Source organism: Shewanella eurypsychrophilus (genome assembly GCF_007004545.3).
In the GTDB taxonomy this organism is placed as follows: domain Bacteria; phylum Pseudomonadota; class Gammaproteobacteria; order Enterobacterales; family Shewanellaceae; genus Shewanella; species Shewanella eurypsychrophilus.
In genome coordinates this window covers 4,250,405-4,271,313 of record NZ_CP045503.2, presented here as the reverse complement: position 1 = coordinate 4,271,313, position 20,909 = coordinate 4,250,405, and the positions used below count along the sequence as shown (strand labels likewise).

Annotated in this window: 15 protein-coding genes; 7 read left to right on the top strand and 8 right to left on the bottom strand. The window is 42.1% G+C overall.

Going from position 1 to position 20,909, the window contains the following annotated elements:
• Window positions 1–83 precede the first annotated feature (83 nt).
• The 3 genes from ppnN to FM038_RS18225 all read right to left on the bottom strand — a co-directional run bounded on the left by ppnN (window position 84) and on the right by FM038_RS18225 (window position 5,392).
• The gene (gene ppnN / locus FM038_RS18235) at window positions 84–1,436 is read right to left on the bottom strand and encodes a nucleotide 5'-monophosphate nucleosidase PpnN (RefSeq protein ID WP_142874724.1); all 1,353 of its coding nucleotides are present in this window, start codon (window positions 1,434–1,436) and stop codon (window positions 84–86) included.
• A 101-nt stretch (window positions 1,437–1,537) separates the two neighbouring features.
• Window positions 1,538–3,094, bottom strand: coding sequence for a sensor domain-containing diguanylate cyclase (locus tag FM038_RS18230; protein ID WP_142874723.1), 1,557 nt, complete (start codon window positions 3,092–3,094; stop codon window positions 1,538–1,540).
• A 144-nt stretch (window positions 3,095–3,238) separates the two neighbouring features.
• Window positions 3,239–5,392, bottom strand: a complete 2,154-nt coding sequence (locus FM038_RS18225; RefSeq protein ID WP_142874722.1) for a tetratricopeptide repeat protein — start codon at window positions 5,390–5,392, stop codon at window positions 3,239–3,241.
• A 196-nt stretch (window positions 5,393–5,588) separates the two neighbouring features.
• Between FM038_RS18225 and FM038_RS18220 the strand changes: the two genes are divergently transcribed.
• Window positions 5,589–7,394, top strand: a complete 1,806-nt coding sequence (locus FM038_RS18220; RefSeq protein WP_142874721.1) for a M61 family metallopeptidase — start codon at window positions 5,589–5,591, stop codon at window positions 7,392–7,394.
• Between the two features lie 101 nt (window positions 7,395–7,495).
• Here the strand turns inward: FM038_RS18220 and rdgC are convergent, their stop codons facing one another.
• Window positions 7,496–8,407, bottom strand: a complete 912-nt coding sequence (gene rdgC, locus FM038_RS18215; protein WP_142874720.1) for a recombination-associated protein RdgC — start codon at window positions 8,405–8,407, stop codon at window positions 7,496–7,498.
• 291 nt (window positions 8,408–8,698) lie between these two features.
• Between rdgC and FM038_RS18210 the strand changes: the two genes are divergently transcribed.
• The 4 genes from FM038_RS18210 to FM038_RS18195 all read left to right on the top strand — a co-directional run bounded on the left by FM038_RS18210 (window position 8,699) and on the right by FM038_RS18195 (window position 13,128).
• On the top strand, window positions 8,699–9,658 hold the full coding sequence (locus tag FM038_RS18210) for a porin (RefSeq protein ID WP_142874719.1): 960 nt from the start codon (window positions 8,699–8,701) through the stop codon (window positions 9,656–9,658).
• Window positions 9,659–9,851: 193 nt separating this feature from the next.
• On the top strand, window positions 9,852–10,541 hold the full coding sequence (gene phoB / locus FM038_RS18205) for a phosphate regulon transcriptional regulator PhoB (protein WP_142874718.1): 690 nt from the start codon (window positions 9,852–9,854) through the stop codon (window positions 10,539–10,541).
• A gap of 82 nt (window positions 10,542–10,623) precedes the next feature.
• Window positions 10,624–11,940, top strand: coding sequence for a phosphate regulon sensor histidine kinase PhoR (gene phoR, locus FM038_RS18200; RefSeq protein WP_142874717.1), 1,317 nt, complete (start codon window positions 10,624–10,626; stop codon window positions 11,938–11,940).
• A gap of 216 nt (window positions 11,941–12,156) precedes the next feature.
• Window positions 12,157–13,128, top strand: coding sequence for a PstS family phosphate ABC transporter substrate-binding protein (locus FM038_RS18195; protein WP_142874716.1), 972 nt, complete (start codon window positions 12,157–12,159; stop codon window positions 13,126–13,128).
• Between the two features lie 377 nt (window positions 13,129–13,505).
• Here FM038_RS18195 and FM038_RS18190 read toward each other — a convergent pair whose 3' ends face one another.
• Window positions 13,506–14,396 (bottom strand): collagenase, encoded by an 891-nt coding sequence (locus FM038_RS18190; RefSeq protein ID WP_142874715.1) that lies wholly within the window; start codon window positions 14,394–14,396, stop codon window positions 13,506–13,508.
• 245 nt (window positions 14,397–14,641) lie between these two features.
• On the opposite strand from FM038_RS18190, the gene FM038_RS18185 reads away from it, so the two are divergent.
• Window positions 14,642–16,432, top strand: coding sequence for a M1 family metallopeptidase (locus tag FM038_RS18185; RefSeq protein ID WP_142874714.1), 1,791 nt, complete (start codon window positions 14,642–14,644; stop codon window positions 16,430–16,432).
• Window positions 16,433–16,807: 375 nt separating this feature from the next.
• Here the strand turns inward: FM038_RS18185 and FM038_RS18180 are convergent, their stop codons facing one another.
• The 3 genes from FM038_RS18180 to FM038_RS18170 form a co-directional block, all read right to left on the bottom strand.
• Window positions 16,808–17,287: a LabA-like NYN domain-containing protein gene (locus FM038_RS18180; RefSeq protein WP_142874713.1), complete on the bottom strand. Its 480-nt coding sequence runs from the start codon at window positions 17,285–17,287 to the stop codon at window positions 16,808–16,810.
• Window positions 17,288–17,420: 133 nt separating this feature from the next.
• Window positions 17,421–18,680: a methyl-accepting chemotaxis protein gene (locus FM038_RS18175; RefSeq protein WP_195873113.1), complete on the bottom strand. Its 1,260-nt coding sequence runs from the start codon at window positions 18,678–18,680 to the stop codon at window positions 17,421–17,423.
• A gap of 159 nt (window positions 18,681–18,839) precedes the next feature.
• The gene (locus tag FM038_RS18170; RefSeq protein ID WP_142874712.1) at window positions 18,840–19,709 is read right to left on the bottom strand and encodes a LysR family transcriptional regulator; all 870 of its coding nucleotides are present in this window, start codon (window positions 19,707–19,709) and stop codon (window positions 18,840–18,842) included.
• A 127-nt stretch (window positions 19,710–19,836) separates the two neighbouring features.
• Here FM038_RS18170 and FM038_RS18165 point away from each other — a divergent pair, with 127 nt between their 5' ends.
• Window positions 19,837–20,904, top strand: a complete 1,068-nt coding sequence (locus FM038_RS18165) for an HlyD family secretion protein (protein WP_142874711.1) — start codon at window positions 19,837–19,839, stop codon at window positions 20,902–20,904.
• Window positions 20,905–20,909 lie beyond the last annotated feature (5 nt).

Below are 20,909 nucleotides of genomic sequence, written 5' to 3'. Positions count from 1 at the left end.
GTGTATAAGATAAAGCAAGCGTTTAGCTTGATTGCTAGTCGCCTGCCTTGCCATTGCTTAAGCTTGTATAAACCCGAGACAGATTAATTATCTATCTTGTAACAGGGAACATAGGCGCTGCCTGGTAACTTCATTCGCTGTTGCTTTACAAAAGCATTGAGCAGAGTATCCATCATCGCCATCAGTGTTGGATCCCCCTTTATTTCAAATGGACCATGTTTTTTAACGCTTCTTATGGTTTCCATCTTTACATTACCGGCAACAATACCGGAGAAGGCTTTACGTAGATTAGCGGCTAGTTCGGCTTTATTGTCTTGAAAAAACAGATTTAGATTGCTCATCATCTCATGGGTGGGGTCAAAAGGCAGCTGAAATTCTGGCTCTATCTTTAATGACCAGTTGTATTGGTAAGAATCACCTGAGGTTTTCCTCTGATCTTTAATCACATCCATCCCATGACTCATTATCCTAGCTACTCGAACAGGATCATCGATGACAATTTCATATTTACTTTGAGCTTCTTCGCCTAATGTTGCACCGATAAATTCATCAATTTTAATAAAGTAATCGGCACTTTCTTTAGGCCCTGTGAGCACTAATGGAAATGGAATATGTTGATTTTCTTTGTTGAGTAAAATGCCCAGTAAATAGAGTAGCTCTTCGGCTGTACCCGCTCCGCCAGGAAAGATCACTATGCCATGTCCAAGGCGGACAAATGCCTCTAGACGTTTTTCAATATCTGGGAGAATGACGAGTTCATTCACTATCTGGTTTGGTGGCTCAGCTGCGATAATACTCGGCTCTGTCAGGCCTATATATCGAGCTTGAGTGATACGTTGTTTTGCGTGACCAATCGTTGCGCCTTTCATAGGGCCTTCCATCGCACCGGGTCCACAACCGGTACAGATATTCATCTCCCTTAGTCCCAGTTCATAACCGACTTCTCTGGTGTATTGATACTCAATGGTATTGATACTATGGCCGCCCCAGCACACCACAATACTTGGCTCTTCGAGGGGGATAACCTGTCCATTTCTTAATATATCGAACACGACATTAGTGATATGGCTCGAGTTGGTCAGGTTGATATGCTTAAGGTTATCGTATTTGTTACTGACGTAGACAATATCTCTCAGTACGGCAAATAGATGTTCCTGAAGGCCTCTGATTATTTTACCATCGACAAAGGCTGCTTCTGGTGGGTTGGTTAATTCAATTTTAATTCCGCGCTCTCGACGCAGGACATTAATGTTGAAATCATTGAATTGTTCAAACAGGCTTTCGGCATTGTCACTCTGAAGCCCTGAAGCAAGCACGGCAAGTGAACAGCTGCGGTAGAGTTGATACAGTTCGCTTTTAGCGCTTTGTTTGAGGCGATCGACTTCCAATTGGGAAAGCTGATCCATGCTTCCTTTTGGGCTGACTTTTACAATCATAGAGACTCCTTAGCTGTGACTGGAGTTCATGTTGTGTATATTGGCAACCTTGAGGAAAGGTGCCAGCCTATCAAAACTTCTAAGAATCCTACAGGTATAGGCTATACATCAATGATAACTCTGTCTCTGCTTTCATGTTTAGCTCGATAAAGGGCTGCATCGGCTCGATCAAATGTCTCGTTGATGAGCTCGTTATTGATAATTTGTGCAGCACCTATAGATACTGTAACTGTAATTCTCTGATTTTTAAACTTAAAGGGAATACTTTTTACTTTTTCCCTTACTCTGTTTAAAAGGTGTTCTATATCTGTCGAGTTCACATCAGGAACGATAAGTACAAACTCTTCACCGCCATAACGAGCGACGAACTCAGTATCCCTAAGAGAATTTTTTAATGCCATTGCAATCACTTGTAAGGTTTTATCACCTGTACTATGGCCAAAACTATCATTAATATTTTTGAAGTGATCGATATCGGCTACAGCGACCCAAAGAGGCTGTTTATGGCGTTGGAAGTTACGGTATTCCTGCTCCATTCGTTCTTCTAATGCTGCTCTATTAGGCAATTGGGTGAGCGTATCGAGTAAGTTCAGCTTTTGTTGTTCAAATAAACGCTCTTTATAAGTATCTGCTTCTTTACTTAAATCATTAAGCTCTTTACGCATGGTTTCCATAGACTTACGTAGTAAGGCTTGCTCACGCTCCTCTAAGGCTTCTTTACGGCCAAGCGCTGCGCGTATTGAGACTAACTGCTCTGTGACTTTAGACTTAAGGCTATGAATATCATTGATATCGATAATGGCTTCACCGACATTATCTACCCGTGTATTGATTTCACGATTGAGCTGTTTCTTTAGTTGGAAACTGCGCTGAGTATTATTGTAGGAATCGCTAACGACTTCTCTAACAGCCGATAATGCATCGTTTAAGGCAAAAAGAAACTCTTGGGAGGCCGATTTCTCTCTAGCGATATTATCCAATAATAATGAAAGCACGGTCTGATAGGCATCGATAAGGCTATCGATCTCTATATCATTAGAAAGTTCTTCCTTGATAATAAGGATTCTATCACGTTGATCTTTTCTGAATTCAATTTCAGAGATCATCTGTGCTAGCTCGTGGGCAAGTTGGCGATGTTTCGGAAGCACAACAAGCTTATCGCCTTGAGCAAGTTGCTCTTCTAAAATGCTTTCATAGAAGCCAACAAGTTTTTCGACTTTAGGAATGTAATCCCAGAAGGTATGAAAAGGTTTTGAGAGATCTTTTTTAAAGTAATTGACCTCCTTTTTCACTTTATCTGGAACTGATTCAACTCTTTGGATCTGTCTAATCACTCGAGACAAGCTAGCTCGACTGTCTTCGAGCTGTACCATAACATGATTATATTGCTGCTTTAGAAGCTGTTCGACATCGACGAGCTCAGGCAAGGTTTCTTCGAAGCTATCAAAGTTTGAAAAATTATGTCTTAGCTTAGCCAGTTTATTATCCAGCTCAAGATTTTGCCCCTTACAGGCAAGACTAAGATGACCGATAAAATGCAGAAGTGTCTGCAATTTATCATTTTTATCTTCGTTCATGCTATCGAGAGCGACTCGGGCTGAATGAAGCTTTTGCTTTAATAAACTGAGCTGAGAGGTGTTTGCCATCGAATCCTTCATTAACCGAGTCCTACTTCTTCAAGGCAAAAAAATGAAACATAATATTTCAAATGCGATTAGTTCTTCTAATGTTATAGCAATCTCTTTAGAGTGCAAATCTCAATTTTGATATAAGAGCATATAATAATGATTTTGATTAGTGAATTATGCTAAATCAATATTCTTATGGCTTTTCCATCTTGGCCAAATTATATCTGTCTTCTCTCCATTGGTATCGACTCTTAGCAGACCTCGCACTAGGCCTTTTTCAAGGTGTAAGTATAGTGGGGCTGAAAAAACTGCCGATGGCGCGAAGTTGAGCGCTTTAATTGCAACGTAATAATCTTTATCCGTGCCTAAGCTTTGAGCTGCTGCTAGGCTCATTTGTGCAGCCCCGTAATGGATTTCAGTTGATAGTTTGATATCTGGGTCCATCAATAATGGTAGTGGCAGCAAACCTAGATGTAAGCAGGTGTCTCCATAATCTTCATCTATGGCTTCTCGGCACCGCAGCATAATTTCATTGGGTGTTAGGCTTTCTCTAATGGTAAGCATAAATAGCCCAGGTCTAATTAGGTAAACTTGACCACTAAAGCGTTGGGCTAATGCCTCAAGTTGAAGCTTGTTCATGCTGTTATTACATTGAAAGCCTTGGCTTAAGTCGGCGTTTAGTTGGCCAGTGAGTGAGAGTAGTGCAATAGAGTGGGGCAGATCTCTTGGTTTAGTTTGTAGTTCTTGGATAAACCCCTGATATCCTGGTAACCCACTTACTGGCTCTAGAATAGAATGCTCTTTCTCATGCAGAAGATTGAGTATAAGTGATTTTTTTCTTCGCCATTGGTTTACTGCTATCAATGAAACCAACAAGATAAAAATGATCGATGTGATTAGCAATACCCTAGAGCGGTCTAGCTGACTGCTGAGTGTGCTTTGCTCATTTTGAAGTTTATTGACTTCAAGTTTGAGTTTCTGCTCCGCCAATATTGACGAGGAGTAGTTAGGCACATCACGTTCTACCTTTGCAGCAGATTGGCTTAATACAATGAGTTTATCTAAGGTTTCAAATGCTTCATCATATTTTCTCATGCCTCTTAAGGCATGAGATTTATATTGCAGCGCCTCAATTTTTTCATCCGTAAGACTGAGTTTCTCTGCAAGCTCTAGTGCTAATTGACTATGATTTTCAGCCTGCTGCCAATCTTTATCTGCAAGCGAGACTTCTGCAATTAATAAATGATTATAGACTAGGTAATGGTCACTTTTTCTCGCGACAAAGATAGCGTTTGATTTAAACAAAAATTCTAATGCGGTTGGAATATTGCCATTATTTAAATAAGCCTCTCCTAAGTTATGGTAATTTAAGGCTTGTGCCATTAAATTTTGATCTTTGTAATCGAGTTGCTGCGCATTTAGATAATAATCAATGGCTTGATTCCATAACCCTTGGTTAGCATGCACCATCGCCATGACCGTCATACAGTGTGATCTTAGTCTGTCCATTTTGAGTGCTTTAAAGCCTTTCTCAGCATTATGGGCATATTGTAAGGCTTCAGTCCAAGACTCTAAATCACGATATAGCCGAGCCAGTTGCAACTGCAAATCAGCCTTTAAGTAAGGTTGGGCTTGACGGTTTGAGAGTCGAAGGGCTTCGCTGTAGTGCTGCAAGGCTAAAGATAACTGGCCTCGTTTATTATAAAAGCTGCCTAATGCGGATTCTGCATGAGCGATGAGGTAATCATCTCTGATCTGATAGGCTGTGTCGCGATACATTTTTAGATGCAGTAGAGCTGGCTTATCCTGGCGCAGGATGCGATGTAAACTGCCGAGATGAAAATGACTCAGTTGCTTCAGTAGCTGTGACGGTAAATCTTGTTCATTTTCAATCAGGCTGAGTGACTGATTATAGTACGGCAAGGCTTGCTTGTAATCGTGTTGACTTCTCGCAATAAACCGACCTGTTAACATTTGCAGATAGCTCTCATCATAAGTCGTTGTACCAATCACGCCTAAAAGTGCAAGTAGCGCTTCTGTTTTGCGGTATTTCTCAGCTTCCTTGACGCTTGGATTAAGGTACAGTCGGGTGAGCGTTTGGAGTTTATGTTTTAGCTCATCAGCGAGATAACCTTGCTCTTTAGCAATGTTATCAAAGTCTGTAATATTCTGGGCTGAAATAGGCAGAGTAATGGAATTCTTCAGCTCTTGAAGAAGTTGTAGGGGAGCTTCTTTAATCTTAATTTCAAGGGATGTGTAATCTTGAGCATAAGTTGAAGGCGTTGCGATAAGGAGCAAAAATACAATCGATATAGAAAAAATGCGCATAAGAAGTCGGTACCTGCCCTCTTAAAGGGACGTTCGGTCAAATAATTATAATTATTTTAAATATTTCATTGAGATAGTCAGTGTTAGTCAAGATTAGGACTTACTAAGGTTTATTTGATGTTGTGATATCCCAATAGAGATATACTCTCGATATTATTCTAAAAATAAATAACAATCATAACAGAAGGAAGTAAGAGTGAAACCAGTAGTCCCATTGATTTTAACTTTTAGCGCATTATTTTCGTCGGTAAGCTTTGCCGAGGTGAGTTACCGCATTGACCTTACCGACTCCCAGCATCACTTAGCCAAAGTTGTGGTTGATTTTCCTCAATCTGCAAATCAACATCTTAAAATTAATCTTCCTGTCTGGCGCACTGGCAAATATCAAGTATTGCCCCTTGCCGATGGTATTCGTTATTTCAGTGCTGAAGATGAAACGGGTAACGCCTTACCTTTTAAGCACACAGCCAGTGGCGAGTGGACCATTGAACTTGAGAAGCCAACATCAGTCAGTGTGACTTATCAGTTATATGCCAATCAATTAGGTCAAAGGGTGGGGCATATTGATGCGACTCATGCTTTTTTAGATGCAAGTGGTACTTTTGTCTATAGCCCTGAGTTTAAACAGCAGCCGATAAGCGTCGCATTAGCAGTACCTGATAGCTGGAAGAGTTACTCAGGCATGGATGCTGGAGAGCTGCCAAATTCATTTACGGCAAACAATTATGATGTACTGGTGGACTCTCCTATAGAGACGGGGATCAGCCACCACAGAAGCTTTTCTGCCGATAGACGTGATTATGAGCTTGTTGTTTGGGGTGAGGGGAATTATGACATAGAGCAGATGGTCACCGATCTTACCAAACTCAGTGGGCAGGCAAGCACGATTTGGGACGGTTACCCGTTCGAGCGATATGTGTATATGGTTCATGCAACCAGTGGAGCAAGCGGGGCGACTGAGCATCTTAACTCTACTGTTATTCAGCGTCCTCGTTTTAGTTATCGCGAGCGAAAAGATTATTTGGGCTTTATTAAGACTGCTTCACATGAGTTTATCCATACCTGGAACGTGAAAGCTTATCGTCCAGCAGGCTTAGTGCCTTATGATTATCAAAAAGAGAATATCTCTGATCTACTTTGGATTGCTGAAGGATCGACCAGCTATTTTCAGAGCCAGCTATTACTTAGAGCCGGGGTGATCACGGCAAAAGAATTTTTTGAGGACTTAGCTAAACGGATTGTACAGAGTAAAAATACGCCAGGACGTGAAGTGCAGTCGGTGAGAGAAGCGAGTAGTAGTAAATGGTCAAGTACGGGGGGAGATTATGCTATCAATCATAGTGCAAATATCTACTCCGAAGGCTACCTAACGTCGCTGGCATTAGATTTTTCTCTGCTTAACGATACAGATTTAGAACACTCCTATCGAGACGTTCATCAGGCGCTTTATGCTCAGTATCAAATTCCTGCTGGTTATTCAGTTTCGGATGTAAAACAGATTTTAAAGGATCTGTCAGGCGAAGATTATCAGCCATGGTGGCAAGCGCATGTAGATACACCAATGAGTTTGGATTTCTCTGATTTATTAGATAATGCTGGATTAAGGCTTAGCTATGGAGATGATTCCAAAGCGCAGGCATATTCTGGTGTTACCTTAAGTGGTCGTTCGTTAAAGCTAGGCGAAGTATTACGAAATGGACCCGCCTGGAATGCCGGTATCGTGCTGGGTGATGAAATCGTCGCCATTAATGGACTGAAGGTAACAGCAAAGGGTTACGAAGCCAGAATCAAAGACTTTACACCGGGTACTGAAATTGTGGTGAGCTTATTTAGTGATGATCGTCTTAAAGAGGTGACATTAAAGCTGGGTGAAAAACAGAGTGGAAAGCTAAAGCTGCTGAGTGTTAAAAAGCCTAGCCGTAGCCAGAAAGCCTTCTTCAAAGCTTGGTTAGGAATTGATTGGCCATTCGATAAGAAAGGCAAATTGAAAGACCATAGCTGATACTTTCAATATAGGCTCTGAATTATGGGCTTATATTGCAATAAAAAGCACCTAACAACTCTTGTTGTTAGGTGCTTTTTTATGGACGTTTTAAAGAGAAATTAGATACTCTCTTCCAATCCACCTAATACTTCAACGAGGGAGTTCATCAAGGCGATAAGCTCGCTACCCATCAAGGCAAAATCTGCATCTAAACGCGCCATTGGATCTTCGGTGCCGACTTCATCATTACCAGCTCTGAATTCTTCTGAGAATTTAAGGCGCTTAATGCCTGCGTCTGATTGCAATAAGAAAGCGATAGATTGGCTGAAGTGCAATGCCAACTTATGCACTTGCTTACCGACTTCAATATGAGCCAGAACTTCGGCTTCGGTCAGATCTTGTTGCTTGAATCGGACGATACCACCTTCATCTGAATCTGATTTAAACTCAGCTTCATCTTGCATTTCGAAAGGTGCAGGCGTCGAGTTTGTCATAACCCAATCGGTTAACTGAGTTTCGATAGGAGTCTTAAAGCTGAGTGGAATAATGGGTAATGAACCCATAGCCTTACGTAGTAGGGCCAAAAACTCTTCAGATTTAGCTGCACTTGAGCTGTCTACCAAGATCATCTCAATTTCTGGGATAATCAAAGCACGGATCTGGCTACGTCGTGAGAAAGCACGAGGCAGTAAGGTAATGGTGATTTCTTCTTTTAGTGAGTCTTTCTCTTTCTTGGCCAGTTTACGATCTTCTTCGGCCTCAATTTGAGCGACTTTTTCTTCGAGTGCTTCTTTTATTACTTGTGAAGGAAGAATTTTTTCCTCTTTAGTTGCACAGATTAAATGTCTGTCATTCGCACTGTGAACTAAGGTTTGTCCTTGCTTACCTAACGCGTTAGAGAAACCAAACTTACTGATATCTTGGCTTGAGCATGGAGAGAATGTGAAATCTTCCAGTGACTTTTCAAGAGCCTCTGTGTCGACAGAGAAAGGTTTATTGAAACGATAAACAGTCAGGTTTTTAAACCACATAATAAGTGCTCAATCAAAAAATGAAGCCGCAGTGTAAGACATTGTCAGGCTCGGGTAAACCTGAAAAAGTGCTACCTCACTGCTTGATTTTCTATAATTCACAAAACTGTCATCAAACCATTCGGTTCGCTCTATCCCTTGCTGTATGAGGCTTTGTCTGTCGATATCTCTGTGATATTTCGCGTTGTAAAGAAAAACAACTTTTAATGAAATAAAACTGCAACACAAAGGTTGCAAACTCTCGGCGTCCAAACCAATAACCCAGACGAACAGATACGTCGAAAGGATTAAATGATGAACGTTTTTTGTAAAACCCTATTAGCTTCTGCGCTTGCTACTGCCACTTTAGCTTCTGCTCATGCGGCAGATCCTCTCACTGTCTACGGTAAATTGAATGTTACCGCACAATCTAATGATGTTCAGGGTGAGTCAGAAACAACGATTCAAAGCAATGCATCACGTTTCGGTGTAAAGGGTGCATTTGAGCTAAGCAGCTCGTTAGAAGCGTTTTATACTATTGAGTATGAAGTAGATACTGGTGATGAAAGCAAGGAAAACTTCAAGGCCCGTAATCAGTTTGTTGGCTTAAGAGGCAACTTCGGCGCAGTTTCTGTAGGTCGTAACGATACTATGCTTAAGCAATCTCAAGGTAAAGTTGATCAGTTCAATGACCTTTCTGCTGACCTTAAAAATCTATTTAAAGGCGAAAATCGTCTAGCGCAAACAGCAACATATATCACGCCATCAATGAGCGGGTTTAAACTTGGTGTGACGTATGCAGCAAGCGGTGACAGTGATCAATTAGAGCAAGATGGCTATAGCTTAGCGGCTATGTACGGTGATTCAGGTCTTAAGAAATCACCTATCTATGCGTCTATCGCCTATGACTCAGATGTTAAAGGTTATCAAGTTGCCCGTGCAACCGTTCAAGGTAAAATTGCCGGATTTAAACTTGGTGCCATGTATCAGCAAGAAGAGAAGGTATATGCCTTTGATGATGAAGGTGAAGTCAACCCGTTCGATGGTGACAGCTATACAGGTTACTTAGTCAGTGCTGCTTACACTATCGACGCAGTCGTGCTTAAAGCCCAGTACCAAGATATGGAAGAGAAAGGTGACTCATGGTCTATCGGTGGAGATTACAAGCTAGGTAAGCCAACTAAGTTATTTGCCTTTTACTCTAGCCGTTCATATGAAAGCAAAGATGAAGATGATAATTTTATCGGCCTAGGTCTAGAACATAAGTTTTAATTGTTTCTAAAACAGAACAAAGTGGAAAGGAGGAGGCTTAGGCTTCCTTTTTTTATGCTTAGTTTTTGCGGGTATACATAAGTTTTATGACAATAATCTGCACTTTATGACAATATATCCTTGTTCGATCATAATTTTGTAATAAAACTGACCAATAATAGACGCGTGAATATTCACTGACAGAAGATCGCATATGACTGCTAAAATATTAATTGTTGAAGATGAGTTGGCTATCAGAGAGATGCTGACATTTGTTTTAGAACAACATGGATTTACCACTACAACGGCTGAAGATTTTGACTCTGCACTAGAGATGATATCGGAGCCGTACCCGGATCTTATTTTATTGGATTGGATGTTTCCCGGTGGCAGTGGTATTCAACTGGCTAAGCGCCTACGCCAAGATGAGTTTACTCGCAAGATCCCTATCATCATGCTGACAGCCCGGGGCGAAGAGGAAGATAAGGTTCGCGGCCTAGAAGTCGGTGCGGATGATTATATGACTAAGCCTTTTTCTCCGAAAGAGCTGGTGGCTAGAATTAAGGCGGTAATACGTCGTAGTTCACCTACTAGTCTTGAAGAACCGATTGATGTGCAAGGGTTGATGTTAGACCCCATCAGCCATAGAGTCACAGTCGGTGAGCAGGTATTGGATATGGGACCTACCGAGTTTAGGTTGTTGCATTTCTTTATGACACACCCTGAACGCGTCTATAGCCGTGAGCAATTACTCGATAATGTCTGGGGGACCAACGTGTATGTCGAAGACAGAACTGTCGATGTGCATATCAGACGCTTACGTAAGGCTATTGAGCCTTCTGAACATGATCGTTTGATACAAACTGTACGTGGGGCAGGCTACCGATTTTCTACCAGACTGTGATCCAGATGAAAAGCTTTAGGCACAAGATACAATTTACGTTATCTTGTGCCCGTCTCTTACCTATGGTTTCGATGTAATTTCTATGTTTGATTCATATTCAGGTTATCGACTGCTGTCACGGCTAATAACCTACTTAGTGTTATGTTTTATTCTGGGTTTACTCCTAGGTGAAGTTATTTGGGTACTCCTTGTTGGAACTGTCGTTTTGCTTTTCTGGCATTACCGCCAACTATCAAGGCTGAATTTCTGGTTATGGCGTGACCGACGCTTAACGCCACCTAATGGTAGAGGAAGTTGGGAAGGTGTTTTCAATGGTATTTACCGTCTTCAGGGGAAAAACCGCAAACGAGTATCGCAACTCGCTTTTCTTCTTAGTCGTTTCAGACAAGGTGCGGAAGCGCTTCCCGATGCCGCTGTAGTATTAGATTCTGAGCACAATATAGTTTGGTGCAATAAACTAGCTCAATTATTACTTGGGCTAGTTTGGCCGCTTGATAGTGGTCAGCGAATTGATAATCTATTACGTCATCCTGATTTTTCAAATTATCTTAAAAAAGCCGATTATCAAGAGCCCTTAGAGCTAGCTTCTCCGATGTCAGAAGGTCGTATTCTCGAGATCCGCATCATGGGTTACGGCACAGGCCAGTTCCTACTTATTGCCAGAGACATTACTCGGGTTAGGCAGTTAGAGGGGATGCGCAAAGACTTTGTCGCTAATGTATCCCATGAGCTAAAAACACCGCTGACTGTGCTTCAAGGATATTTGGAAATGATGCAAGGCATGGCAGAACCAGGCTCACCCAACATCAGAGCCATGGAGCAGATGCAACAGCAAACAAATCGCATGCGCTCTATGGTTGAGCAGCTTCTGGTTTTGTCTCGAATTGAAGATTCGGCTGAGCTGAATCTAGACAATACAATCAACATGAACCATATGTTCGAGGTATTAAAGGAAGAAGCTAATGCATTATCTCAAGGTGAGTACAGCTTAAGCTTTGACTGTGAAGCTGATTATCACCTCTATGGTAATGAAATCGAATTAAGGAGTGCGTGTTCTAACTTAATTTCGAATGCTATTCGCTACACTGAGCTTGGCGGATCTATTGCCGTTAGCTGGAAGCGCGTCGCAGCTGGTGGATTATTTAGCGTGACTGATAGCGGTGACGGTATAGCGCCCCAGCATATTGGCAGGCTTACAGAGCGCTTCTATCGGGTGGATAGTGCCAGAACCCGGCAAAGAGGCGGTACTGGCTTAGGCTTAGCTATCACTAAACATGCTCTGAGTAACCATCAGAGTGAGCTTATGATTGAGAGTGAGCTCGGTACGGGCAGTACATTTAGCTTCGTTATTCCAACTAACCTTATTGAAGGTACACACCAATCTCAGCTGCCGATGTAACCCCATAAGTTTCAATCGAAACAAACTCATGAAAACAGGTCTTTGATCTGTTTTTTTTGTCATAAAAATAGACATGGCTAACCTAAATTGCTTAAAAAGTCATCAATGATGACGATTGTCATCTAAGTGTCATGTGAGAGTAATAGACTTGTCATCATAGGAACAGATACTGGCTGCAACTTAATTGAGCAAGTACGCTTAACACTGGAGCAAAGAATGAAACTGAAACAGCTTGTCGGCGCGGTTAGTTTAACAGCCGCTAGTGTATTCTCTGCAGCATCAATCGCTGCAATCGATCCGTCACTACCTGTTTATGAAAAAACAAGCGGCGTATCGGGTAACCTATCATCTGTAGGTTCAGATACTCTGGCAAACATGATGACGCTTTGGGCTGAAGAGTTTAAAGAGATGTATCCTAACGTGAACATCCAAATTCAAGCAGCGGGTTCTTCTACTGCACCCCCTGCGCTTACTGAAGGGACTTCTCAGTTCGGTCCAATGAGCCGTAAGATGAAGCCTAATGAAGTTGAAGCATTCGAGAAACATTATGGCTATCAGCCAACTGCGATTCGTGTAGCTATCGATGCCTTAGCGGTATTTGTTCACAAAGATAACCCAATTAAAGGTTTAAGCATCGAGCAGATTGATGACATTTTCTCAGCGACGCACAGGTGTGGTGGCAGGGATGTTAAGCGCTGGGGTGACTTAGGTCTCGAAGGCGGTTGGTCTGCCCGTGATATACAGCTTTATGGACGTAACTCGGTATCTGGTACTTATGGTTACTTCAAGAAGAAAGCACTGTGCAAAGGTGATTTCAAGGCTAATGTGAACGAGCAGCCAGGTTCTGCATCTGTGGTTCAGTCTGTGTCACAGTCACTCAATGCCATAGGTTACTCGGGTATCGGTTATAAGACTGCAGGTGTTAAAGCGGTCGCTATTTCGAAGAAGGGCACTAAGTACATAGAAGCCAATGCAGCTAATGCGGCAAGTGGTACTTACCCGCTATCACGTTACTTGTATGTATACGTGAACAAGCATCCGAACAAAGACCTTTCTCCAATGGACCGTGAGTTTCTGAAGTTTGCACTGTCTAAGCAAGGTCAACATATCGTTGAGAAAGATGGCTATGTACCATTACCTCGCACTGTGACTGCTAAAGATTTAGCGAAAGCCGGCATTCGTCTTTAAGTCGACAATCTTACTTTCCCAAAAGGCCTCATTTGAGGCCTTTTTTGATCTTGGTTTTAATAAGTTCCTAGGGCCTAGTTCCTAGGATTAGCTTCTTAGCTCTTTATCGTTTCTTTCAAAATTTAGACAAAAAAAGCGACCTAATCAGGTCGCTACAAGTTCCAATTTGGAATAGGGTGGATAGTCGCGCTAGAAACTATCTAAAAGGGAGTGATGATGAACAGTGAAAACAGCTTCCGTCTAACGCTAAATGTTCATTAAACATTAGGAATAAACAGAAGCTAAATATTCGGTTCATAGTGTCAGAGTCCCATTTTTGTAAAAAGTTCATCTTTTATTGAAAATAAATAAAAATATTCTCAGTAAACTCTTCACTACTACTTGGTCAGTAAAGTCAGCCAAGCTTTAAACTCATCATCCATGCTTGTGCCCCATTGCTTAACTAAAGCCTGATATCTTGGATAGTCACCCTTACGGGTAAAGGTAAGCATGTTATCAATTTTGTCTTTGTGATTTTCCATCATAAAGCGAACAGACAAGTAACCCCAACGGTAGACTCTATCGGTACCACCATTTTTTTCGTAGCCAGTATTGAACAGTTCACTCAGTGGATAGTCAGTGTTTTCCGATAGTGCTTTTTTAGCTAAGTCGATTGCGGTTTGGTTGTCATCGCCTTGAGAGACATATTCACCTAAACCTTCACTCCACCAAATTAAATAGGGGAGTAGAGGGGCTGGTTTCGGGCAGTATTCAGGTGCACTATGGGAGTCATGGAGTGATGCACAAAAATCTCCGTACAAATTAAAATGGCCATCTAGATAGTGGACATATTCATGAGCAAGGTTCCAGATCTGGCCTTTTTTCTCATAGGCGACAAACTCAGCCTGATTGCCTGCTTGATCGGGTAAGCCTTCGAGGAACATGCCACCGTTATCGCTGGGCACATCAAAGTGAGCCGTGACATGCTTAGCGTAATCTTCACGCGAGTGATAGACGTTGGCACGCATACTCATATTATTGTCATTGGCAACCGGCTTTCCTTCGGTGCCGAATAACGCGTGAAACTTAGCTTCTTGTTTATTCATGAGTTCACAGGCTTGAGTTATCTGCTCGGTTGATAGTGCTTGAGAGCGGATGACTATGGTGTCACTACAGGCATGGTTTTGAGATAATACAGCTGCTAAGCTATTTTCATCTTCAGGGACTGATGAATGACAAGCGCTTAGGGTTAGTAATCCGGTTAATGACAACAGTTTTAACGTATTCACAGCGTATATCCTTAAAATGTATTATTGTATACAATATTCCTTAAGTGTTTCATCTTCGGAAATTGAAGTCAATTGCGATGACAAGTTGGCTACCTGTGGTTAAGCTAAACAAGCAATATCGGTTATTTTGGTGTTTGGCTGTTTTGTCATTTTTCAACAATCAAATCAATTTATGTTGGCTTTAAAATGTATAAACCGTTATAGATTTATATGTATTCTACATTTTATTTTTTAAGGATAAATCAGTGTCAAACCAATGGGATAATAATCATGACTACCATTCATTTGCTAATGTTGATGAAGTTAGGGTCAAGCATTTAGTCTTAGATCTCAATGTCGATTTCGACCGAAAAGAGCTATCCGGCGTTGCTAAGCTTGAATTGGAGTTTATCGAGACTCAATGTAGGCAGCTGTGGTTAGATCTGCGCGATCTTATTATTGTGGATATATTTGATGATAACGGAGATTCGTTAGCATTTAGCATCGATAAGCAAGACTCCATATTAGGTGAAAGGCTCAATATTTCACTAAATAGTCAGAGTCAGTATGTCAAACTCAGCTATAAAACCTCACCTCATGCCCAAGGGTTGCAATGGCTAACGCCAGAGCAAACCAGTGGTAAATCCGTGCCATTTCTCTTTAGTCAATCTCAGCCGGTGAATGCCCGAAGCTGGATCCCATTGCAAGATAGCCCTAAGGCTCGTATCACGTTCGATGCTAAGGTAAAGGTACCTGTAGGTATGCGTGCCGTGATGAGCGCAATGAATGATGCTACGGCGGATCTTAATGGCGAGTTTACTTTTTCAATGGAAAAAGCCATGCCGACCCACCTATTAGCTATCGCTGTTGGTGATCTCGCTTTTGGTCGGATTGGTGAACGTACAGGCGTCTATGCTGAGCCAGAAGTGTTGGATGCAGCAGTCAAAGAGTTTGAAGATACCGAAAAGATGGTGGAGATTGCCGAATCTTTACTTGGACCTTACCCTTGGGGTCGCTATGACATGATAGTCCTGCCACCTAGCTTTCCTTTTGGTGGCATGGAGAACCCTCGCTTAGCCTTTATTACTCCTACGCTTATTGCTGGTGATAAGAGCCTGGTGTCTACGGTGGCGCATGAGTTGGCGCATTCCTGGACTGGTAACCTTGTCAGCAACGCGACTTGGCGTGATCTCTGGCTCAATGAAGGGTTTACTACCTATTTTACCAACCGTATCGTCGAAGCGGTATTTGGTAAAGAGCAAGCCGAGTTAGAAGTCGTATTGGAATATGGCCGCTTAAAGGAGGAGCTAGGAACCGCTAATTTTAGTGAGCAAAACTTGCCTGCGAATGTGCAAACACAGGATCCCAATGATGCCTTTAATCGATTCACCTATGATAAAGCATCGATGTTTGTCCATGATTTGGAGCGCAGGTTAGGGCGTGATTTATTTGATAAATTTCTCTATACCTATGTTCAACATTTTGCTTTTGAAGCGATAACGACAGAAACGTTTATCGAATACGCCAAAAAGACATTATTAGTTGATCATGCCGATTGTATTAGTGAGGCTGAGTTACTCGAGTGGGTTTATGGCTGTGGTATGCCGCAGTGGTTCATTGCTCCTACCTCAGATAGTTTAGATAAAGTCGATGCGGCCTTGAGTGCCTGGCTTGCAGGTTGTGAGGCAAGCTCTCTGGAAACAGATAGTTGGCGGGTGCATCATTGGCAATACTTCTTAAACTCGCTCCCAGAAGTATTGACTCAAACGCAGCTAATGGAGCTAGATGGATGCTTTAATTTAACTCAATCGACTAATGCCGAAATCGCCTGTGATTGGTTTAGAGTCGCTATTCGTAATCATTATGATCCGGTATTACCCGCATTGAGTGATTATCTTATTCGAATTGGCCGAGGTAAGTTTGTCAGGCCTTTGTATTCTGAGTTACAAATAGGTGGTTATGATGCTGAAATCGCAGAGATATATGCTAAAGCGCGACTGGGTTATCATCCTTCAATTGTGGTTCAATTAGATAAGAGTCTAAATTTTAAAGATTAATTGGATACCTATTGGTATAACTCACCATTTAGACGAGCAAAAAAAATGGCACCTCAATGAGGTGCCATAAAATTCTTTAAAAGAATAAATGTCTGAACCAATAAGCGGTATAGCGCTAGCAAACTCACTCATCGTTCAGTTGAGAATTCATTGAATCCTCGAATAGGGAGGTGATGAACCATGATGAAAACATAAAACAAGTTACACTCAACTTGCTACATATAGTCAGAGTCACTATTTTGAATAAAGTTCACCAAAGATAAAATTTAAATTTATATTTTGTCTTCAACGCATTCCCCATTAATCTTTATTAGTCGCAATCAATTGTTTTTAATCTGATTTTATTCATTGCTTTCTTTTAAATTGTTTTTCAACTTAAAGCAGTAAGCTTTCATCTATCTGATTAAATTGGCTGCTCGAGTCGATAAGCGATTTAGCTGTGAGTGAAGGAACACCATAAACCTGGGTGTCCACCCCATACTTTTGATACACCTTGAGCATAAGCAGATCAAAATCTCCATCGCCTGAAAGTAAGATGATACGGTCGACTTCACTGGCGGCCTCCATAATATCGATAGCGATCCCCACATCCCAATCGCCTTTGGCGGAACCATCACTGCGTTGAATAAAGGGTTTGAGCTTCACATCGAAACCTATGTGTTTGAGCGCATCTTGAAACTTGAGTTGCCCATCATCACCTTTGTGGATGGCATAAGCTGTGGCCGATACTATTTCACCCTCATGGCTGATATGTTGCCACAGTTTTCGATAGTTAAACTGACGCCCATAGGCCTGGCGGCAAGTGTAATAGATATTTTGTACATCGACAAAGATGGCTATTTTTATTTCAGTCATACTGGGTTCGCTATGGCTTATCTGGGAGGGTATTCTTACCTATTTAACTGACTAAGCACAAGTGACCTGCTAGTTTGACTTGTTTTTGAGGCATGCTCAGCTTGTAAAGTGATCGCGAGTAACGTGTAATAAATTAAAATAGCTCTATTTCTGTTTCAATATTCTTTGTCTTAGTCTGCTTTTTATTTGATTTACGCTTAATTGAGCGTCGGTAGTCTTGCCAAGGATTGTTTGAAATCACGAATACATCGAGTTTATCTTTCACTATTTTGCCTAAATTCTTCAAATCGTCAGATGACACATTATGCATTTTAGATGTTTCTAGGGCGTCATTATTCAATTCCTGCATCCCGGTTATTGATGTTCTCACCTCTTCGGCCGCTTGGGTCTGACATTCAACCGACTGAGCGATAAGGTCAATAGATGCTTTTGTCTCGGCGACTACGGTCTGAATTTCATTGAGTTCGACATTGACTTGCTCAACTTGTTTTACTGAGCTTTCTGTTTGCTTATGACTGCCTTGAATATGTTCGGATAGTTGCTCTGTTGAGCCCTGGATCTCTTCTATCATGGTTTTGACTTCATTCGTCGATACCCTGGTGCGCTGTGCGAGAGAGCGAACTTCATCGGCGACAACAGCAAAGCCTCGACCTTGTTCACCTGCACGTGCGGCTTCAATTGCGGCATTGAGGGCTAATAGGTTGGTTTGTTCTGCAATGGCAGTGATCACCTCTAAGATAGACCCTATCTGCTGGCTACTGTTTTGTAGTGACTGCAATTCAATAAAGGCTTCATCCATCTTAATAGATAATGAATGTATGCCTTCAACGGTTTGAGCCACTATTTGTTGGCCTTGAACAACTCTAGTTTCACCCCTAGCTGACGCCTCAATCATAGTGTCTATCAATTCATTTACTTGAGTGGAAGTCTGATACATGCGATCGACAGAAGATTCAACTTGCAGGCTCACATTGGACTGTAAGTTGGCTTTTTGAGTCATATTAAAATAAGTTTCGGATAGATCTGATGACATAGGGATTAAACGGCTAGCCGACTCTGCTGCCGAATAAACAGCTTGTTCACATAGGTCTAAATGTTGATTGAGTGAGACTTGCAGGTGAGCCAATTTTGGGGATGACGGAGTGGCTATTCGTTGAGTGAGGTCTATAGTCTTTTCTTGCGTTGATAATGCCTTGGTTATCGTCTCAACATCCTTAGCTATCAGACGTTGACCATTCCAATGTATCGCTATGATCGTAATGGCGTTGAAAAAAGCTAATATCAGGGCTGATGTTGTCGATTCAGTGACTAGATAGGAGATGATCCCAATCACTATTATTGCCAAAATGGGGAGAGTGAAGCTAGGCAAAAAATGGGTTTTAGTTTGAGTCATCTTGTATCTCCGTATAAATAATATCCATCAAATAACTTAAACTGATAGGCATTACTAACCCTAGTTGGATATTGAGCTTTTGTCAGCCTGAAAACAGATTACTTATACCCACAGCGATTAAATAAAAAACGAGACCATCTTCGTGTAAACGGCTCTATTCTATGCGCTTCCCTTATCAAATGATTGCCGCAGGATTTGTACCATGGCACGGGTCTTTTCGGGCAAATAAGGTTGAGAGGGATAGATCAAGGTGAGTTTCAGTTTGGTAAAACTCTGCTGAGCTAATATTTCAAGCAAGCTAGCGTCTTGAAGATACTTGTCCACCAGTAATCTGGGCAGTAAGGCCACGCCTTTTCCTGATTTTGCCAGCCTGATGAGAAGCTGTAGATCATCGCTGTAAAGGTGATATTCGACATCTGCTGGCAACAGCGACCTGCTATAGCGACTCGCCAATAGCTGGTGAGATGCTAGGTCAGAAATTTGCTTAGGGGTACCAAATTGACTGAGATAACTTGTCGAAGCGACCATGCAAAAGTTCAAATAGAGCAAGTGCTGCTGAACATAATCGTCGTGTAATGTGCCTATGTAGCTCGGCAGAATTTGTAGATCCGTATCGCTTCTTCTTAAATCTATAGCCTGTTTTTGGTGCTCGACTTCTAATCTGACATCAGGATATCGATTCACATAATCTTCGATAACATTAGAGAATATTTCTGTCATACCGAGAGCGGTAGGGATGGCCAAGCGCATTTTCCCCTGGGGGGTCATTCGCTCTGTTTTCATCAAATTTATCGCCTCATTTAATTTGTTGAGGGGAGCATCAGCCTGTTCATACAACCATCGCCCACGCTCTGTGAGTTCGATGTTGCGGGTAGTGCGGATAAGTAGTTGGTAGCCGAGCTGCTTTTCCAACTCTTGTAAGCGCCTACTGACCTTAGAGCGCTGTAAGCCATTGGCCTTAGCGGCTGCACTGATCCCTTGGTGACGTACTGTTTGCACAAATAAATTGATATCGTCGAAGCTTGGCATCTGTTAATCCATGACCTTACTTTTGGTTTCTCGTCCTATTAATAGGACGTGCGTGGCCTATGATACAGACTATTTGTAGCAAAAATAGCGATATATAATGCTCTGCTTAAGATTGAAAGGAGATCAAATGCAAGTAGCTGAGCAAAAATTCAGGCGCTGGATGACAGTGTTAGTTACCCTATTCGTGGTGACTTGTCTCTACCTGGTTATGGCCGATCGTTATGCACCCATGACGACAGAGAGCCGGGTGCAGGGCTTTGTCGTGCAGCTAGCCCCTGAAGTCTCGGGTTATATAACCCAAGTTAACCTTAACAATAACCAGCTCGTTAAGTCTGGGGACCTGTTGTTTAGCATAGATGATCGCAAGTTTAGGTTAGCGGTCACTATGGCCGAGTTGAATTTAAAACAGGCCATCGAGGGGGAAGCGTCTCTGTATGCTCAGGCCGCGGCGGCGAAAGCGAACATAACAACCAGTAATGCAGCGTCTGACAATGCTAAAAGGGAGTTTCAAAGAATATCTAAGTTGTCGACTTCAGGCTCTGTTTCTGAGTCTAAGCTTGATTTGACTAGGACTGTTAGAGATGAAAGCTCGGCAAATCTTGTTGCAGCGAAGGCCCAGCTTAGGGCAATTGAGACTCAGCTTGGTGATCGTGAGGGGGAGAGTAGTTTAGTACATTCAGCCGAAACAAATTTAGCACAAGCTAAGTTAGACCTCTCTCACACACAGATAAAAGCACCGAGTGACGGTGTGGTGACAAATTTGCAATTACATAAAGGTAGCTTTGCCAGTGTTAATCAGCCTCTTTTGACATTTATTCCTACCGACTCTCTATGGATCACTGCCGACTTCAGAGAGAAGGCGACCTCAATGTTGCATCCTGGCATGCGCGCCGAAGTCGCCTTCGATGGCCTGCCGGGTGATGTGTTGTCCTTGGAGGTGTCTAGCCGTGATTTTGGTGTGGCGTCGGCACAGCAGGTGGCTAATGGTCAATTATCATCGGTAGTGACCAGTAATCGCTGGGTACGTGATGCCCAGAGAGTCAGGGTTAACTTCAGCTCAGACATTCAACTCCCTGATAATTTATTTGTCGGTTCTCGTGCAACGGTCATTATCTATCAAACTGATAATATTGTGTTTAATTTTTTGGGTGAGCTATTAATACGCACAGTAAGTCTGCTTCATTATGTGTATTGAACGCG

Bases quoted from the DNA above. Each gene is read 5' to 3' on its own strand.
- ppnN (WP_142874724.1), bottom strand. From the start codon at position 1,436: ATGATTGTAAAAGTCAGCCCAAAAGGAAGCATGGATCAGCTTTCCCAA.
- FM038_RS18230 (WP_142874723.1), bottom strand. From the start codon at position 3,094: ATGAAGGATTCGATGGCAAACACCTCTCAGCTCAGTTTATTAAAGCAA.
- FM038_RS18225 (WP_142874722.1), bottom strand. From the start codon at position 5,392: ATGCGCATTTTTTCTATATCGATTGTATTTTTGCTCCTTATCGCAACG.
- rdgC (WP_142874720.1), bottom strand. From the start codon at position 8,407: ATGTGGTTTAAAAACCTGACTGTTTATCGTTTCAATAAACCTTTCTCT.
- FM038_RS18210 (WP_142874719.1), top strand. From the start codon at position 8,699: ATGATGAACGTTTTTTGTAAAACCCTATTAGCTTCTGCGCTTGCTACT.
- phoB (WP_142874718.1), top strand. From the start codon at position 9,852: ATGACTGCTAAAATATTAATTGTTGAAGATGAGTTGGCTATCAGAGAG.
- phoR (WP_142874717.1), top strand. From the start codon at position 10,624: ATGTTTGATTCATATTCAGGTTATCGACTGCTGTCACGGCTAATAACC.
- FM038_RS18195 (WP_142874716.1), top strand. From the start codon at position 12,157: ATGAAACTGAAACAGCTTGTCGGCGCGGTTAGTTTAACAGCCGCTAGT.
- FM038_RS18180 (WP_142874713.1), bottom strand. From the start codon at position 17,287: ATGACTGAAATAAAAATAGCCATCTTTGTCGATGTACAAAATATCTAT.
- FM038_RS18175 (WP_195873113.1), bottom strand. From the start codon at position 18,680: ATGACTCAAACTAAAACCCATTTTTTGCCTAGCTTCACTCTCCCCATT.
- FM038_RS18170 (WP_142874712.1), bottom strand. From the start codon at position 19,709: ATGCCAAGCTTCGACGATATCAATTTATTTGTGCAAACAGTACGTCAC.
- FM038_RS18165 (WP_142874711.1), top strand. From the start codon at position 19,837: ATGCAAGTAGCTGAGCAAAAATTCAGGCGCTGGATGACAGTGTTAGTT.